The sequence below is a fragment of the Streptomyces sp. ME02-8801-2C genome, assembly GCF_033793965.1.
In the GTDB taxonomy this organism is placed as follows: domain Bacteria; phylum Actinomycetota; class Actinomycetes; order Streptomycetales; family Streptomycetaceae; genus Streptomyces.
This window is the reverse complement of record NZ_JARAXP010000017.1, coordinates 89,265-105,240: the sequence shown is the minus strand read 5'-3', so window position 1 is coordinate 105,240 and position 15,976 is coordinate 89,265. Positions and strand designations below refer to the sequence as shown.

Annotated in this window: 16 protein-coding genes; 9 read left to right on the top strand and 7 right to left on the bottom strand. The window is 69.7% G+C overall.

Annotation, left to right across the window (positions count from 1 at the left end; genetic code table 11):
• Positions 1-1,056 carry an energy-coupling factor ABC transporter permease gene (locus PV396_RS37295; protein WP_319212409.1) on the bottom strand — a complete coding sequence of 352 codons (1,056 nt, stop codon included), beginning with the start codon at positions 1,054-1,056 and terminating at the stop codon, positions 1-3.
• 169 nt (positions 1,057-1,225) lie between these two features.
• On the opposite strand from PV396_RS37295, the gene PV396_RS37290 reads away from it, so the two are divergent.
• Positions 1,226-1,573 carry an SsgA family sporulation/cell division regulator gene (locus PV396_RS37290; RefSeq protein WP_319212407.1) on the top strand — a complete coding sequence of 116 codons (348 nt, stop codon included), beginning with the start codon at positions 1,226-1,228 and terminating at the stop codon, positions 1,571-1,573.
• A 183-nt stretch (positions 1,574-1,756) separates the two neighbouring features.
• On the opposite strand, the gene PV396_RS37285 is transcribed toward PV396_RS37290, so the two are convergent.
• The 3 genes from PV396_RS37285 to PV396_RS37275 all read right to left on the bottom strand — a co-directional run bounded on the left by PV396_RS37285 (position 1,757) and on the right by PV396_RS37275 (position 7,043).
• Positions 1,757-3,448, bottom strand: a complete 1,692-nt coding sequence (locus PV396_RS37285; RefSeq protein WP_319212405.1) for a penicillin-binding transpeptidase domain-containing protein — start codon at positions 3,446-3,448, stop codon at positions 1,757-1,759.
• 96 nt (positions 3,449-3,544) lie between these two features.
• Positions 3,545-5,176 carry a penicillin-binding transpeptidase domain-containing protein gene (locus PV396_RS37280; RefSeq protein ID WP_319212403.1) on the bottom strand — a complete coding sequence of 544 codons (1,632 nt, stop codon included), beginning with the start codon at positions 5,174-5,176 and terminating at the stop codon, positions 3,545-3,547.
• 124 nt (positions 5,177-5,300) lie between these two features.
• Positions 5,301-7,043 carry a dolichyl-phosphate-mannose--protein mannosyltransferase gene (locus PV396_RS37275; RefSeq protein ID WP_319212401.1) on the bottom strand — a complete coding sequence of 581 codons (1,743 nt, stop codon included), beginning with the start codon at positions 7,041-7,043 and terminating at the stop codon, positions 5,301-5,303.
• A gap of 62 nt (positions 7,044-7,105) precedes the next feature.
• Here PV396_RS37275 and rsmI point away from each other — a divergent pair, with 62 nt between their 5' ends.
• The 4 genes from rsmI to PV396_RS37255 all read left to right on the top strand — a co-directional run bounded on the left by rsmI (position 7,106) and on the right by PV396_RS37255 (position 11,001).
• Positions 7,106-7,990 (top strand): 16S rRNA (cytidine(1402)-2'-O)-methyltransferase, encoded by an 885-nt coding sequence (gene rsmI / locus PV396_RS37270; protein ID WP_319212399.1) that lies wholly within the window; start codon positions 7,106-7,108, stop codon positions 7,988-7,990.
• A 175-nt stretch (positions 7,991-8,165) separates the two neighbouring features.
• Positions 8,166-8,555 (top strand): hypothetical protein, encoded by a 390-nt coding sequence (locus PV396_RS37265; protein WP_319212397.1) that lies wholly within the window; start codon positions 8,166-8,168, stop codon positions 8,553-8,555.
• 101 nt (positions 8,556-8,656) lie between these two features.
• A complete protein-coding gene (locus tag PV396_RS37260) occupies positions 8,657-9,535 on the top strand; it encodes a TatD family hydrolase (protein ID WP_319212395.1) in 879 nt (292 codons plus the stop codon).
• Between the two features lie 104 nt (positions 9,536-9,639).
• On the top strand, positions 9,640-11,001 hold the full coding sequence (locus PV396_RS37255) for a ubiquitin-like domain-containing protein (protein ID WP_319212393.1): 1,362 nt from the start codon (positions 9,640-9,642) through the stop codon (positions 10,999-11,001).
• A 9-nt stretch (positions 11,002-11,010) separates the two neighbouring features.
• On the opposite strand, the gene PV396_RS37250 is transcribed toward PV396_RS37255, so the two are convergent.
• Entirely contained in the window at positions 11,011-11,397 is a 387-nt protein-coding gene (locus tag PV396_RS37250) for an ATP-binding protein (protein ID WP_319212457.1), read from the bottom strand.
• 265 nt (positions 11,398-11,662) lie between these two features.
• Here PV396_RS37250 and PV396_RS37245 point away from each other — a divergent pair, with 265 nt between their 5' ends.
• A complete protein-coding gene (locus PV396_RS37245; RefSeq protein ID WP_319212391.1) occupies positions 11,663-12,514 on the top strand; it encodes a DUF5753 domain-containing protein in 852 nt (283 codons plus the stop codon).
• A gap of 4 nt (positions 12,515-12,518) precedes the next feature.
• Positions 12,519-12,719 (top strand): DUF397 domain-containing protein, encoded by a 201-nt coding sequence (locus tag PV396_RS37240; RefSeq protein WP_319212389.1) that lies wholly within the window; start codon positions 12,519-12,521, stop codon positions 12,717-12,719.
• A 4-nt stretch (positions 12,720-12,723) separates the two neighbouring features.
• Here the strand turns inward: PV396_RS37240 and PV396_RS37235 are convergent, their stop codons facing one another.
• On the bottom strand, positions 12,724-13,293 hold the full coding sequence (locus tag PV396_RS37235) for a DinB family protein (RefSeq protein ID WP_319212387.1): 570 nt from the start codon (positions 13,291-13,293) through the stop codon (positions 12,724-12,726).
• Between the two features lie 150 nt (positions 13,294-13,443).
• On the opposite strand from PV396_RS37235, the gene PV396_RS37230 reads away from it, so the two are divergent.
• Together PV396_RS37230 and PV396_RS37225 are read left to right on the top strand one after the other, a co-directional pair.
• Positions 13,444-14,046 carry a cysteine hydrolase family protein gene (locus PV396_RS37230; protein ID WP_319212385.1) on the top strand — a complete coding sequence of 201 codons (603 nt, stop codon included), beginning with the start codon at positions 13,444-13,446 and terminating at the stop codon, positions 14,044-14,046.
• Positions 14,047-14,056: 10 nt separating this feature from the next.
• Positions 14,057-14,965, top strand: a complete 909-nt coding sequence (locus PV396_RS37225; protein ID WP_319212383.1) for a GlxA family transcriptional regulator — start codon at positions 14,057-14,059, stop codon at positions 14,963-14,965.
• A gap of 78 nt (positions 14,966-15,043) precedes the next feature.
• Here PV396_RS37225 and PV396_RS37220 read toward each other — a convergent pair whose 3' ends face one another.
• Positions 15,044-15,940 carry a LysR family transcriptional regulator gene (locus PV396_RS37220; protein ID WP_319212381.1) on the bottom strand — a complete coding sequence of 299 codons (897 nt, stop codon included), beginning with the start codon at positions 15,938-15,940 and terminating at the stop codon, positions 15,044-15,046.
• Positions 15,941-15,976: the final 36 nt, after the last annotated feature.

Genomic DNA, 15,976 nt, shown 5'->3' with positions numbered 1-15,976 from the left:
TCAGACGCTCGCGCGCGGGGTGACGGCCGTGCTGTCCTCGTCGGTACGACGCTTGCGCACCGCCCAGAAGACGCCGGTGCCGGCGGCGATCGTCGCGCCGACGCCGATCACGCCGGCGAGGCCGCCCGAGAGCCGGCCGTCGGTGATGCCCTCGACGCCGTAGTCGGCGAGCGGGGAGTCGGCGGCGGCGTGTTCCTCGACCTTGACGTCGATGCCCTTGTCGGCGGCGACCTTCTCCAGGCCGTCGGGGCTCGCGGAGGCGTAGAAGCTGACGACCCCGGCGAGGACGAGGGAGGCGGCGAGGCCGGTGAGCCAGACGTTGCGGGTGCGGTGTGCGGGGGCGAGTTCCGGCTTGGGGTCAGGTGCCGCGTCCACCAGTTCGCCGCCGACCCGCAGTTGGAGCTTCTGGCGCAGACCACGGGCGCCGTACACGAGATCCGGCCGTACGGCGATGACGGCGCCGACCGTGAACGCGGTGATCGCGGCCTCGCCGAGCCCGATCAGCACGTGCACGCCGACCATCGCGGTGAGGACCCGGCCGAGCGGTACGTCCGTCGTGCCGCCGATCGCGTACACGAGCGTGAAGGCGAGGGCGGCGGCCGGCACGGACAGCGCGGCGGCGACGAACGCGGAGACGGTGACGGAACGGCGCTTCTTGGGCAGCACCTTCACCAGTCCGCGGAACACGGCGTAGGCGACGACGGTCGTCACCACGGCCATGACCGTGATGTTCACGCCGAGCGCGGTGAGGCCGCCGTCCGCGAAGAGGATGCCCTGCATGAGCAGGACGACGGACACGCACAGGACCCCTGTGTAGGGGCCCACGAGTATCGCGGCCAGCGCCCCGCCCAGCAGGTGTCCGCTGGTTCCGGCGGCGACCGGGAAGTTCAGCATCTGCACGGCGAAGATGAACGCGGCCACCAGGCCCGCGAGCGGCGCGATCTTTTCGTCCAGCTCGCGCCGCGCGCCGCGCAGGCTCACGGCGACGGCGCCGGCGGCGACGACTCCGGCCGCTACGGAGACGGGGGCGTTGATGAATCCATCTGGCACATGCACCGTTCGATGATAGTGGCTTGTTGCGAACCTCTTGCAAGAGCGATGCGTCACTGATTAGCGGGGGCCGAAGAGGGGGACGGGGCGTAATTCGGAAAATATGGGACATTGGAGGGGAGGTGAAGCGGATTCATGGATTCCGCACAGGTTACGCAGCGTAAGGGGCCGTCTGATGTCCGTAGTCGAGCAGTACGCGCGAGCCCATATCGTCACGGACACCCAGGACGACGATCGTGAGGCGGTGCCTGTGGTGCTGCGGTACGACCCGGACGCGGATCCGCGCGCGGTGCGGGTGGGGTTGCCCGGGGCGCATGAGTGGACGTTCTCGCGGGAGCTTCTGGAGGAGGGGTTGCGGGCGCCGGTGGAGGCGGGGGAGGTGCGGGTGTGGCCGTGCGGGCGGGTGCAGGCGGTTGTCGAGTTTCACTCGGCGGGGGGTGTGGCTGTGGTGCAGCTCGAGAGGCAGGCGTTGATGCGGTTTCTGCGGCGTACGTATATGGCTGGGGCGCGGGTGTCCAGTTGACGTGGGGGTTTTCGCCCCCGCCGCCCCTACCCGTCCCATCCTGAACCTGGAGGCTGCGCCCCCAGACCCCCCTTCGGCCCTGAACGGGCCTTGTCCTCAAACGCCGGACGGGCTGGAAATGTGGGTCGGCGCCTCAAAGGGCGGACGGGCTGGGGGTGCGGGCCGGGGCCCGCAACGGAAACGTCAGGAACCCGCCTTTAGTAGTGCTGCCACGATCGGGCCCGCCGTGCTGCCCCCGTGGCCGCCTGCGATGACCACTCCCGCTCCTGCCAGGTCGCCCTTGTAGGCCGTGAACCAGCCGTTCGGCTGTTTCTGGCCGTCCACCTCCGCCGAGCCTGTTTTCGCGCCGTAGTCGGGGCCCAGGCCCGCCATCGCCTCCGCCGCCGTGCCGTACGCCGCCGTGTACTGGAGCAGTTCCCGGAGCTGGGAGAGCGTTGCGGCGGACATGGTGCGTGTCGCCTTCGCCAGGGTGCGGCCGTCCAGGTCGGGGGAGACCAGGTACGGCTGCCGGAAGACCCCGGACTCCACGGTCGCCGCCACCGACGCCATGTTCAGGGGGTTCATCCGCACCCCGCCCTGCCCGATCAGCGAGGCCGCCATCTGGGCCTGGGACTGCACCGGTACCGAGCCGTCGAAGGTCGAGACGCCGATCGCCCAGTTGTCCATGCCGAGGCCGAACACCTGCTGCGCCTGCTTGGTCAGACTGTCGTTGTCGAGTCTGGGCGCCTGGCTGATGAAGGCCGTGTTGCAGGACCGCGCGAAGCTCGCCTTGAACGTGCCGCCCTTGATCTCGAACTTGTCGTCGTTCTGGAACTTCCAGCCGCCGTACGTCGAGAACTTCGGGCACGGATGCGGCTTGTCCGGCGACGCCAGCTTCTTCTCGATCAGCAGCGACGACGTGACGACCTTCATCGTCGAACCCGGCGCCAACGAGCCCTGGAACGCCGTGTTGAAGCCGTGGGACTGGTTCGCCACCGCCAGGATCTCGCCCGTCGAGGGGCGCATGAGGACCACAGACGACTTCGCCTTCTTCGCGACCTGCGCCTCGGCCGCCGCCTGCAGGGCCGGGCTCAGGGTCGTCTTCACGGTGCCCGGGGTGCCCTTGCTCAGCTCCAGCAGCGTCTTGTCGGCCGACTTGGCCGCCTTGGACTCCTTGCCGCGCACCACGCGCAGTTCGATGCCCGCCTTGCCGCCGGCCTTCTTGCCGTACTTCTCCCGGAGGCTGTCCAGGACCGTGCCCAGCGAGGGGTATTTGGTGAGGGTCAGTTCGCCGCCGTCGCGGTCCACCGCCTTGATCGGCGGGGTGCCGGCCTCGCCGGTGAGGAGCTTGTCGCCGTCCGCCAGGTCGGGGTGGACGACCGAGGCGTGCCAGTCGACCAGCGGCTTCCCGTCGGACGTACGGCGGACGACGTTCAGGGCGCTCTGGTACGTCAGCGGCTTGCTCGTGCCGCCGTACGTCACCGTGCCCTTGACCGTGAAGGGGACCTTGGCGCCCGTCGCCGTGCCAGGTGTGATCGTCACACCGTTGATGTGGGCGTCCTTGGTGTAGCCGGTGAGGAGGGCCGTGGCGGCCGTGGTCGTGTCGTTCGTCGCCGCCACCGCCTGGGCGATCCTGCCCGTCTGCCAGGACGTCAGGAACTGGGTGGCGATCGCCTTGACCTGGGGCGCCGGAACGGGGCCCGTCGGCACCGACGGCTTCTTGTCGGCCGTGGCCGCCGTGGCGGAGCCGTCCTCGGCCGCCGCTCCACCGCCGAACAGCGCGTAGACGCCGAAACCGGCGCCGCCGACGACGACGGCGATCATCCCGCCGATCATCGCGGGCCTGGTCTTGCGTGCAGCACTCCGTCGCTCGGCGACGCGCCTTCTCTTGCCCACAGCTCCCGATCCTCCGCGAAATCCCCAGGGTCCCCGTTGCCCTCATTCATCTCAACGACTACGGACACCCTAGAGTCCCGTCCCACGAGAGTGAGTTCAGCCTCCGGTCCGTAGCACGGCTGCGACAATCGGGCCGGCCGCGTCGCCGCCGTGGCCGCCCTCCTGGGTCATGGCCGCCGCCGCGATGTCGCCCCGGAACCCGGTGAACCAGCTGTTGGACTTGGCCTGCCCGTCGACCTCGGCGGACCCCGTCTTCGCCCCGATGTCCCCGCTCAGCCCGGCCATGGCCTGAGTCGCGGTGCCCTGCGTCGCCGTCATCCGCATCATCTCCTTGAGCTGCGTCGACGTACTCGCCGGCAGCCCCTTCGCCGTCGCCAGCTGACGCTTGTCCAGGTCCGGCGAGACGAGATACGGCTGCCGGAACTCACCCGTGATCGCCGTCGCCGTCACCGACGCCATGTTCAGCGGGCTCATCTGGACCTGGCCCTGGCCGATCGCGTTGGCCGCCCGGTCCGGGCCGGGGGAGGCGGGGACGCTGCCGTCGAAGGAGGTGATCCCGGTCTTCCAGTTGTCCTGGCCGAGCCCGAACCGCTCCTGGGCCTCGGTCGTCAGCGACTCGTCGGTGAGCGGGTTCGCGTCGGTGCCGTCGATCAGGTTGATGAAACCCGTGTTGCAGGAGCGCAGGAAGTCGTTGGCGAGGGTGGCGTTCTCGTTCGGGTCCATGCCCTTGAGGTTGCTGAAGGTCTGGCTCTGCCAGACCGCTGTCTGCGTGCAGGGCGCCGGCCCGTTCATCGACGCCACGCCGTTGTCTATCAGCATCGCCGCCGTGATGATCTTCATCGTGGAGCCCGGCGCGAGCGTCCCCTCGAAGGCCGCGTTGAACTGGTCCTTGCGGTGGTTCGCGACCGCCAGCACCTGACCGGTGCTCGGCTGTACGGCGACCACGGACGACTCGGAGAACTTCAGCACCGCCTGCTCGGCGGCGGCCTGCGCGCTCGCGCTCAGCGTCGTCTCCAGCTTGCCCGGGGTGCCCTCGGCGAGGGTCACCAGCGAGGTGTCGGCGATGTTGGTGTCGGCGTGCCTGACCATCAGCTCGACGCCCGGTGCACCGCCCGCCTTGTCGCCGTAGCGGGCCCGCAGGGTGTCCAGGATCGGCCCGAGGGAGGGGTACTTCTCCTTCGTCAGGACCTTGCCGTCCCGGTCGACGGCCTCGATCGGGGGGCTCCCGGCCTCCCCGGTGACCAGCTTGTCCCCGACAACCTTGAGGCCGGGGTGGAGGACCGACGGCTTCCAGTCGACCAGCGCCCGCCCGGTCGTCGTACCCCGGACGATCCGCAGACTGCTCGTGTAGGCGAGGGGCTTGCTCTTGCCCTGGAACGACACCGTGGCCTTCACCGAGAAGGGCACGGTCGCTCCGGTGGCCGTCCCGGGGGTGATCTTCACGCCCGTGATGTGCGCGGTCGCCTTGTAGTCGCTGATCAGGGTGGTCGCGGGCGCGGCGTTGTTCGTCAGCTCGCCGGCGGCCTGCGCCTGCCCCTTCTCCCAGGCCGCGAAGAACTTCTCGCTGGTCTCCGCGATCTCGTCCTTCGACGGCGGCCCGGTCTTCACGGCCGGCGGCCCGCTGTCCTCGTTGAGCGCGGACACGATGTTGAACGCGCCGTACCCGGCCCCGCCGACCATCACCGTGAACACGGATCCGACGATGGCGGCCTTTGCTCCCTTGCGCATGTGAGTTCCCCTCCCCGTTGGCCTCTGCACTGTAAGTGGCGCGAGGGGCCCCTGTGAGGGGAGTTTCCGTCTCTTGTCCCAACTCTTGTCCGAAGAGTGATCAGAAATGTGATTCACAGAGCGGTCAGACCCAGGTATCGAGCCACATCCGTGAACGCCAGGAGTCGATCGGGATCGCTGTCCCCGTGTACAGCGGCCAGAAGTAGATGAAGTTCCACGCGATCAGCAGCACCAGCACGCCCGCGCCCGCCGCCCCCGCGACCCGGCGCCGTTCGCTCGACCCCGGTGGGCCGATCATCGCGCCGATCATCATCGCCACGGCCAGGCACAGGAAGGGCAGGAAGACGATCGCGTAGAAGAAGAAGATCGTGCGCTCCTGGTACATGAACCAGGGGAGGTAGCCCGCCGCGATCCCGCAGGCGATGGCGCCCGCGCGCCAGTCGCGCCGCAGCAGCCAGCGGTACAGGACGTACAGGACCGCGAAGCAGGCCGCCCACCACAGCAGGGGCGTGCCCAGGGCCAGGACCTCGCGGGCGCACTGCTCACCGGCGTTGGTCGGGCAGCCGCCCGAGCCGGGTTCGGGGGCCTCGTAGAAGAAGGAGACCGGGCGGCCCAGGACCAGCCAACTCCACGGGTTCGACTGGTAGTTGTGCGGGGTGTGCAGGCCCACGTGGAACTCGTACACCGCGTGCTCGTAGTGCCACAGGCTGCGCCACCAGTCCGGGAACAGCCATGACCAGTCGCTGCTCTTGCCCTGGGTCGCGGCCCAGTTGCGGTAGTAGCCGCCGGTGCCGTCGGACGGGGAGAGGATCCAGGCCGTCCAGGAGAGGAGGTACGTGACGATGGCGACCGGGACCGTCGCCAGGAACGCCCAGCCCAGGTCGCGCCTGAGGACCGCCTCGTACGGGTGCCGGGCGCCGGCGACCTTGCGGGTGCCGACGTCCCACAGCACCGCCAGCACACAGAACGCGGCCAGTATGTACAGCCCGTTCCACTTGGTGCCGATGGCCAGGCCCAGCATCAGGCCGGCGAGCCAGCGCCAGGGGCGTACGCCGAAGCGGGTCGTCTCGGCGGTGTGCGCGTCCGGCCGTACGACACCGTCCGCGTCCGGCGGGAGCGCCGCCGCCATCCGTTCGCGGGCCTTGTCGCGGTCGATGACCAGGCAGCCGAAGGCGGCGAGGACGAAGAACTGGAGGACGCCGTCGAGCAGCGAGGTGCGGCTCATCACGAAGGCCAGACCGTCGACCGCCATCAGGGTGCCCGCCAGGCACCCCAGGAAGGTCGAGCGGAAGATACGGCGGCCGATACGGCACAGGATCAGGACGGACAGCGTGCCCAGCAGCGCTGTCATGAAGCGCCAGCCGAACGGATTGAACCCGAACATCCATTCGCCGAGCCCGATGACGTACTTCCCGACGGGCGGATGCACGACATAGGCCGGGTCGGTCGGGATCGGCACGCGCCCGTCGGTCTGGAGGATCAGGTTGTTGACGTCCTTGCCCCAGTTGACCTCGAAGCCGCGGTGGATGATCCCCCACGCGTCCTTCGCGTAGTACGTCTCGTCGAACATCACCCGCTTCGGGCTGCCCAGGTCCCAGAAGCGCAGCAGGCCCGCCAGCAGCGTCACCAGCAGCGGGCCCACCCAGCCCGACCAGCGTGTGATCCGGTCGGTGAGGGTCGGCGGCAGCCCGAGGGTCGCCCAGAGGCGGGGGTTCGGCTCCGTGTACGGCGGCACCAGCCGGTCCCGGACGTCACTTCTGGGCTTCGCCGTGTATCCGAAGCGGCGCAGCCGCTGCTGCCACGTCGGCCGCTGCTCTGGCGAGGATGAGCTTTGCCGGATGTCCGTGGAGGGCGCGGTACTGGTCACCGCGCCATCGTAGGGAACGGCGCTGTGTGCGTCCCGTGGAAGTGCCCTGCGAGGATGGAAACGTGACAGGAACCTTGGTTTTGGCAGGCACCCCCATCGGCGACATCACGGACGCGCCGCCCCGGCTCGCGGCGGAACTGGCGGGCGCCGACGTCATCGCGGCCGAGGACACCCGGCGGCTGCGCCGGCTCACCCAGGCGCTCGGGGTGCAGCCCAAGGGCCGGGTCGTGTCGTACTTCGAGGGCAACGAGGCCGCCCGCACCCCCGAACTGATCGAGGCGCTGCTCGGCGGCTCGCGGGTGCTGCTGGTGACGGACGCGGGCATGCCGTCGGTGTCCGACCCCGGCTACCGGCTGGTCGCCGCCGCCGTGGAGAAGGACGTCAGGGTGACGGCCGTACCCGGCCCGTCGGCCGTGCTCACCGCGCTCGCGTTGTCCGGGCTGCCCGTCGACCGGTTCTGCTTCGAGGGCTTCCTGCCGCGCAAGGCGGGCGAGCGCCTCTCCCGCCTCCGTGAAGTGGCGGAGGAGCGCCGCACCCTCGTCTACTTCGAGGCCCCGCACCGCCTCGACGACACCCTCGCCGCGATGGCCGAGGTGTTCGGCGGGGACCGACGGGCCGCCGTCTGCCGGGAGTTGACGAAGACGTACGAGGAGGTCAGGCGCGGTCCGCTGGCCGAGCTGGCGGAGTGGGCGGCCGAGGGCGTACGGGGTGAGATCACCGTCGTCGTCGAGGGCGCCCCCGAGCGGGACGGCGGGGAGCTCGGCGCGGAGGAACTGGTGCGGCGGGTGCGGGTGCGCGAGGAGGCGGGGGAGCGGCGCAAGGAGGCCATCGCGGCGGTCGCGGCGGAGGCGGGGCTGCCCAAGCGGGAGGTGTTCGACGCGGTGGTTGCCGCGAAGAACGCGGAGGCCCCCGGCGGTCCTGGAAGTGCGACACCGGTCACGCCATAAGGGGGCAAAGGGGGAGGGCGGAAGGCAAAGCACGGACCTCGAATGCGGGCTGTTCCCACAAGGAATGGCCAAGACGCCTTCAACACTCGACAGGTCTGATGCCTTCACGCCGGTAGAGGCGTCCACTGGTTCACAGGACGCACCGTCCTTGGTCCAGCGGACTAGAGGAGCTGGCATGAGCGAGATCACCGGCCACCGCGGCACGGCCACCGCCGTCGTTCACGAGTCGTATTCCTTCGCCTGCATGCGCTGCGGGCACGGCTGGGAACAGTCGTACGAGATCGAGCACCACACTGACGCCGAGGGCGCGCAGATGGTCATGTACGTGGCGGACGGCCACGTCGTACCGTCCCCGCTGACCCGGCCCACCTGCCTGAACTGCGACGGCCATGTCGTGCGCATCATGCGGGCGGGGCAGGTGTCGTCGGTCCAGAACTCGATGCACCGGCAGCGGACGGCACCGAAGGCTGTGCCGGACACCGACGAGACTTCGGCGGCGCCGAAGGAAGAGCATCACTGGCACCTGTCGGATCTCCTCCACCCGTTCCACCGCAAAGCGAGCTAGCTCCGCCGGAAAGGGCGGTTCTTCTGCTGCGGCTCGGTGGGGGCTGGTCGCGCAGTTCCCCGCGCCCCTTTGGGGCGCGGGGCGTCCGTAGGATCAGGGGCATGTCTGCCAAGTCCCAAGACGCCTCGGCGCCGCCGCTGCCCGAACCCCTGCGGGTGGCGGTCGCCGACTCGCACACCCACCTCGACATGCAGTCCGGCACGGTCGCGGAGGGCCTCGCCAAGGCCGCGTCGGTCGGGGTGACCACGGTCGTCCAGGTCGGCTGCGACCTCAAGGGATCCCGGTGGGCGGCCGAGACGGCGGCCACGTACGAGAGTGTCCACGCGACCGTCGCCCTGCACCCGAACGAGGCCCCCCGGATCGTCCACGGCGACCCCGACGGCTGGTCCCGGCAGGGCGCGCGCGTACCCGGCGGGGACGCGGCCCTCGACGAGGCGCTCGCGGAGATCGACCGGCTCGCCGGGCTCCCGCAGGTCAAGGGTGTCGGCGAGACGGGACTGGACTACTTCCGCACCGGCCCTGAGGGCAAGGCGGCCCAGGAACGCTCGTTCCGGGCGCACATCGAGATCGCCAAACGGCACGGCAAGGCGCTCGTCATCCACGACCGGGACGCGCACGCCGACGTCCTGCGGGTGCTGAAGGAAGAGGGCGCCCCCGAGCGGACCGTCTTCCACTGCTACTCGGGCGACGCGGAAATGGCCGAACTGTGCGCCGCGAACGGCTACTTCATGTCGTTCGCCGGGAACATGACCTTCAAGAACGCCCAGCCGCTGCGCGACGCGCTCGCCGTGGCGCCCGTGGAGCTGATCCTGGTCGAGACGGACGCGCCCTTCCTCACCCCCGCGCCCTACCGGGGCCGGCCCAACGCCCCCTACCTCATCCCGGTCACCCTGCGGGCGATGGCCGAGGTGCGCGGTATCGACGAGGACACACTGGCGACGGCCATCGCGACGAACACCGCACGCGCCTTCGATTACTGACGCGCACTGACGTGCTTTGACGCTCCGTAGCCGCGTCGCTTTGGAGAGTGACGGCCGCTCCGCTAGGTTCTGGTGCCCGTCGCCGGAACCTGGAGCGTGTCGTCGTGAGCAGTTCGCCGCCGTACGAGACGTACAGCACCCTGGGCGGGCCACAGCCGCCGTCGCCGTACGGGGAGCACGACCCGCACACCGCGGAAACGGTGGTGTACGGGATGCTGTCGTCGCCGCCCTACGTGCCTTACGAGGACACGTACCGCCCCGCCTACGAGCCGCTCCCGGCGCCGCAGCCGTCGCCCACGCTGCCCCAGCAGCAGGTGCCGGGCGAACGAATCCGCGAGGGGCGGGCCGCCAGGCGCCGCAAGGGCTCCGAACGGCCCGACACCATCCGCCGATTGCTGCCGCAGGCACTGGTCGTGGCCTTCCTGGCGGGCGGTACGACGGCCTTCGTCGCCAAGGACAAGGCGATCGAACTGAACGTCGACGGCAAGCCGCGCACCCTGCACACCTTCGCCGACGACGTGACCGAACTGCTGGCCGACGAGGGGGTCGCGGTCGGCGCCCACGACGTCGTCGCCCCCGCGTCGGGCACGGCACTGGCCAGCGGCGACGAGGTCCACGTCCACTACGGGCGACCCGTACGTATCACTCTGGACGGTGAACGGCGTGAGCTGTGGACGACGGCACACACGGTGGAGGAAGCACTCAGACAGTTCGGGGTGCGCGTCGAGGGCGCGTATCTCTCCCTCGCGCGCTCCCAGAAGATCGGCCGCCACGGACTGGCCATCGACGTCCGCACCGAGCGCACGGTGACGATCATCGCGGACGGCAGGGCCCGCACGATCCGTACGAACGCGGCGACGGTCGGCGAGGCGGTACGGGAAGCCGGGATCACGCTGCGGGGCGAGGACGCCCTGTCGGTGTCCCCCGCGAGCTTCCCGCGCGACGGCCAGGCGGTGACGGTGCTGCGCGTGACGGACTCCAAGGAGGTACGCGAGGAGGCGATCCCCTTCGACGTGCGGCGCACCCAGGACGCGACCCTGTTCAAGGGCACGGAGGTCGTCGAACAGTCGGGCCGCCCGGGCCTGCGCCGGGTCACCTTCACCATCCGCGCGGTCAACGGAGTGAAGCAGAAGCCACGCCGGGTGCGTACGGAGGTGGTGCGCGAGCCCCGGGCCCAGCTGGTGAGGGTCGGCTCGAAACCCATGCCGACATCGGTGGCCGGGGCGGACCACCTGGACTGGGGGTCGCTGGCGGCCTGCGAGTCCGGGGGCCGCCCGAACGCGGTGGACCCGTCGGGCACGTACGGCGGCCTGTACCAGTTCGACACGCAGACCTGGCAGAGCCTGGGCGGCTCCGGGCGCCCCCAGGACGCGTCGGGGGCAGAACAGACGCTGCGGGCGAAGAAGCTGTATGTGAAGCGGGGGGCGGGGCCTTGGCCGCATTGTGGGGGGCGGTTGCATGGCTGAGGGTCTCTTTTAGGCGGTGGCGCCGACGCCGGTGGCGAGTTCACACCACACGAACTTGCCGCGATTCCCGAACCGGGACAGCGGCTGCCATCCCCAGAGGTCGGAACAGGCCCGGACCATCCCCATCCCGCGCCCGTCTTCCGAGTGGCTGAGCTGCCCCAACTCCTTCGGTGGCTCGGGTGGTTGGGGATCGGCGTCCCAGGCTCCGATGCGCAGGACGCCGGCCGACCAGCGCACGCGTAGGGCGGCGGGGCCCTTGGTATGCCGTACGGCGTTCGAAACGAGCTCGGTGGCGAGGAGTTCGGCGACATCGACGAGGCTGATCAGTCCGTGCATGGTGAGGATGAGGCGGAGGGTGCGGCGGCTGATGGTGACGGCGCGGAGGTCGTTGGGGATGTAGAGGGGGTACTCCCAGGACTCGGGCTCGGACTCCGGCTGGGCGTTCTACTCGGTTTCGGCCATGCGTCAACTCCCGTTCGGTGGTGGGGGGTTGCGGTGGGCGGGCGGCGGCGGGACGGAGCGGTGCGCTTCCGGGGCCTGGGGTTCCGCAGGGTGTGCGTCGCGTCACTGACGGTAGACTTAACTTTTTAAGTTTCGCAAGTGGATCGCGTACCTGACCCCGAACGAGTGGCGCTTTCAGGTGGGTTGGGAGGAGTAGCCGATGGTGTTGAGGCGAGAGCCCACGGCGCGTCAGATGCGTCTGGCGGTCGAGCTGCGCAAGCTTCGAGACGCGGCAGGACTCGCCGCGCGCGATGCCGCAGCACTCCTCGGAGTGAGTTCCGCGCAGATCAGCCAGATCGAGACCGGCCTCACCGGGGTGAGCGAGAAGAGGCTGCGCCATCTCGCTGCCAATTACGCCTGTGGGGACGGCGAGTTGATCGATGCCTTGGTAGCCATGGCGAGAGACAGGACGCGAGGCTGGTGGGAGGAGCACCCGTGCCAACTGCCGACGCCGTTCCTGGAGTTGGCAGAGTTGGAGCACCATGCTCGTTACCGGTGGGATGTGGACTTCCTGCACGTCCCCGGGCTGCTTCAGACCGAGGACTACGCTCGGGCGCTCTTCTCATACGTCAACCCGGAGTTCCCAGCGAGCGAAGTGGCGCGATGGGTGGAACACCGTATGAAGCGAAAGGTCATCATCGAGCGTCCCGATCCCATCCCGTATGAGGCCGTAATCCATGAAGCGGCGCTGCGTATCCGGGTCGGCGACAGGGCCACGACACGAGCTCAACTCACCCGCGTCCTGGAAATCTCAGAGGCAGACCACATCACGGTGCGCGTCATCCCCTTCGACCTGGACGACTTCGGCGGGGCCGGAAGCACGATGGTGTACGCGGGCGGACCTGTCCCCAGACTGGACACCGTGGTACGCGACGGGCCCAACGGGCCAGTGTTCATCGACGCCGAGGCCCAACTCAGCCGCTACCGAACGCTCTTCCGTAGGGTAGGGACAGTCGCACTCGAGTCTGAGCGTTCGCGGGACTTCATCTACAAGCTGGCGAAGGAGCTGTAGAGGCATGACCACCCCTGACACCTGGCGGAAGTCCTCCCACTCCGGCGGCGGCCAGGGGGACGCCTGCGTAGAGATAGCAGACCACCTCGTCCAAGTAGCCGTACGAGACTCCAAGCTCCCCGCCCACGGCACCCTCACCTTCCCCGCAGGAGCCTTCACTCGCTTCGTCGAGGGTCTCAAGTCACCCACGGCCCACGCCAAGTGACCGCTCATACTCGACGCGCCGCGGCCCCGTCCTGCCGGCGGTAGAGGTCGCGCAGCAGGGAAATCTCGGCGCCGTGATGGATCAGCTCCCTGTTGACGTGCAGGACCCTGTTCTCCATGGGAAACCGCTCGGGACCCACCGTGGGCGGATTCTCCAGGTCGGCGTCCGAGAGCTCGAGGACCCCCGCGTTCCATCTCCCGTACATCTCGTCGAGCTGTTTCAGCGCCTCGTCAGCGGTCCCCGCGTAGGCGAATGTCCCGGAGTCGACGTCCTGCCCGCCGAAGTACCATCCGACCCGATAGCCCAGGCAGGAGACGATGATGTGCGCCAGCCGCCAGGCAATCGTGGTCACCGGCGCCGGCTCCGGCACCGTGTCGGGGGACGCGGAGTCCATCGTCCAGTCCCCCGAACCTTCCGACATCGGCGCGGCCGACGTGCCACGCGGGCGGACGCTCCAGCAGTCGCGCACCGGCTCCCAGAAGTACTCCTCGTCGGTAAGACCTTCCAGCCGCGGCCGCAGGTTCTTGCGCCAGTACCAGTCCAACTGCTCCGCGAGCCGCTCGCTTCGTGTCATTTCCGCAGACTACTGATGGCAACGACCGACTCCGTGCTCGAAATCCCCGAGGAGCCGCGTCCGCACCCATGGCTCCTCTGACCGAATCGATCCGCTTCGGGACCCGATGAGGCCTGTCGCCGCCCCCTCCGCATGGCAGACGCTAGGTGCATGACCCGAGCACTGATCGTCATCGATGTCCAGGAATCCTTCCGCGCCGATCCGCTGTGGGAGACGATCTCCGACCCCAAGATCGCCGACAAGGTGAACCGGTTGGTCCGGCTGGCCAGGCGTGCCGGGGACCTGGTGGTGTGGGTACTGCACTCCGAGCCCGGGAGCGGCGGGGCCTTCGACCCTGCCCTCGGTCACGTACAGCTGATGGAGGAGCTGGAGCAGCCTCAGGACGGCGAGCCGCTGGTCCGGAAGACCTCACACAACGCCTTCACCACCACCAACCTGCAACAACTCCTCACCGAGCGCGGGGTCCGCGAACTCGCCGTCTGCGGCATCCGCACCGAGCAGTGCGTGGAGACCACCGCCCGACTGGCCGGCGACCTCGGCTACCAGGTCACCTTCGTCGTCGACGCGACCGCCACCAACCCCGTCGCGCACCGCGACGCCCCCGCCGGCCTGAGCGTCGCCGAACTGCTCGCCGACCCTCGTACCCTGGCCGCCGAGGAGATCATCCGGCGTACCGAGTACGCCCTTGCCGGACGCTTCGCCACCATCGCGACGGTCGACGAGCTGGAGGCCGCCACCGGTCTTCCGGCATGATGACCGAATCGTGAGCCACATCGTCTTCTTCCTGGTGCCCGGAGTCCATCTGCTGGACCTGGCCGGCCCCGCGCAGGTCTTCTCCACCGCGGCCGACTTCGGGCACCCCTACACCCTGAGTTACGTCGGCGAGCAGCCGCAGGTGCCCACAGCCCAGGGGCTGCCCGTGCTGGTGGGGCTCGACTGGCCCGACCTCGGGCCCGAGGACCTGATCGTGGTCCCAGGCTGGGAGGTCGCCACCCTCGCCGACTCGCCCGCCATCGCCGAAACCTCCCTGAAGGTCCTGCGGGACCACCACACCAGGGGCGGAACAGTGGCCAGCGTCTGCGCCGGAGCAGAAGCGCTCGGTCGGGCCGGCCTGCTCAGAGGCCGCCGCTGCACCACCCACCACTCGGTGCAGGACGAGCTGGCCCTGCGCCACCCCGGCGCGGTCGTCGTCCGCGACGTCCTGTTCACCGCCGACGACCGGGTGATCACCTCCGCCGGTATCGCCAGCGGCATCGACCTGGCCCTCCATCTCGTCGCCGGCCGGCACGGGCCCGCCGTCGCCGCTCAGGTCGCCCGGGACATGGTCGTCTACGCCCGCCGCAACGGTCACGAGCCGCAGGCCAGCGCGATGTTCCGGCACCGGTCCCACCTCGACGACACCGTGCATCGCGCCCAGGACCTCATCGACACCCGCTTCGACCAGCCCCTGCCGCTGCCCCACCTCGCCTCGGCCGTCGGAGTCAGCGAACGCACCCTCACCCGGCTCTTCACCCGCGCCATCGGCCTCACCCCGCTGCGCTACCAGCAGACGCTGCGCCTGGAACGCGCCGAGCACCTCATCAGCCACGGCTCCACCATCGGCGCCGCCGCCCACTCGGTCGGCTTCGAGGACGCCCGTATGCTGCGCCGCCTGCGCAACCGCCTGGTCTGACGGGACGTGGGGCGTTGGGGAAGTGGGGGACGGCGGGGACATGGGGACGCGGTGAGGGAAGCCCCAACGAAAACGCGATCAAGACCGCCCCCCGATCCTCCCCGCGGCCTCCACAGCGATCTCGATCGCCCGTGCCGCGAGTGGGGAGTGGGTTCGGCCCGTCTGCCACAGCAGGAAGATCTCGCGGGGTGGGAGCGCCGGCTCGAGTTCGTGGACGCGCAGCGACTCGTCGGAGTCGATGTCGGCACCGCTGACGGCGAGTCGGGGCAGGATCGCGGAACCCAAACCTGCCCGCACCATCGACAGCACCGTCTCGTTGCCCGCCGTACGGCACACGACGTGCGGTCGGACGCCGCGCCGGGCCAGCGCCTGCTCCATCCTGGCCTGGTCGCAGATCGCCGGATGCGCCACCATCGGTACGCCGTCCAGCTGGGCCGTCCGTACTGGACCCTCGGGGAAGGTGCCGGTGCGGGCCACCAGCAGGTAGGGATCGTCGAGCAGCTTGCGGTGTTCGACGTCACCGTCCACGCGGCCGTCGAAGAACATCAGGTCGAGGTCCTGGATCTGGGGCCGGTCGGTCTCCTCCTCGAACAGCCTGATGTCGCAGCCGGGGTGCTCGTCCCTGAGCCAGCGTACGACCGACGGCAGCAGGGCGTTGGACACGCTCTGGAACGTGCCGATGTCGACCCGGCCGTCCCCGGCCTTGAACCGGTCGACGGCCGTCGCCATCGCGTCGGCCCGCGCCAGCAGATCCCGCCCGTGTGTCAGTACGACCGCGCCGAGCGGCGTGATCCGCACCGGTTTCGGCCCGCCCGGCCGGTCGAACACGGCACCGCCGACGGCCTTCTCCAGAGCCGCGATCTGCTGGCTCACCGTCGACTGGGTGTACCCGAGCAGCGCCGCCGCCCGCCCGAACGAGCCCTCGTCGGCCACGGCGGCCAGGGCGATCAGATGGCGCAGTTCCACGTCGAGCATGGTCCGTCTTCCTCGTCGGGTTCATCGTCAATCACG

Bases quoted from the DNA above. Each gene is read 5' to 3' on its own strand.
- PV396_RS37280 (WP_319212403.1), bottom strand. From the start codon at position 5,176: ATGCGCAAGGGAGCAAAGGCCGCCATCGTCGGATCCGTGTTCACGGTG.
- PV396_RS37245 (WP_319212391.1), top strand. From the start codon at position 11,663: ATGGTGTTGAGGCGAGAGCCCACGGCGCGTCAGATGCGTCTGGCGGTC.
- PV396_RS37290 (WP_319212407.1), top strand. From the start codon at position 1,226: ATGTCCGTAGTCGAGCAGTACGCGCGAGCCCATATCGTCACGGACACC.
- PV396_RS37240 (WP_319212389.1), top strand. From the start codon at position 12,519: ATGACCACCCCTGACACCTGGCGGAAGTCCTCCCACTCCGGCGGCGGC.
- PV396_RS37235 (WP_319212387.1), bottom strand. From the start codon at position 13,293: ATGACACGAAGCGAGCGGCTCGCGGAGCAGTTGGACTGGTACTGGCGC.
- PV396_RS37260 (WP_319212395.1), top strand. From the start codon at position 8,657: ATGTCTGCCAAGTCCCAAGACGCCTCGGCGCCGCCGCTGCCCGAACCC.
- PV396_RS37265 (WP_319212397.1), top strand. From the start codon at position 8,166: ATGAGCGAGATCACCGGCCACCGCGGCACGGCCACCGCCGTCGTTCAC.
- PV396_RS37220 (WP_319212381.1), bottom strand. From the start codon at position 15,940: ATGCTCGACGTGGAACTGCGCCATCTGATCGCCCTGGCCGCCGTGGCC.
- PV396_RS37230 (WP_319212385.1), top strand. From the start codon at position 13,444: ATGACCCGAGCACTGATCGTCATCGATGTCCAGGAATCCTTCCGCGCC.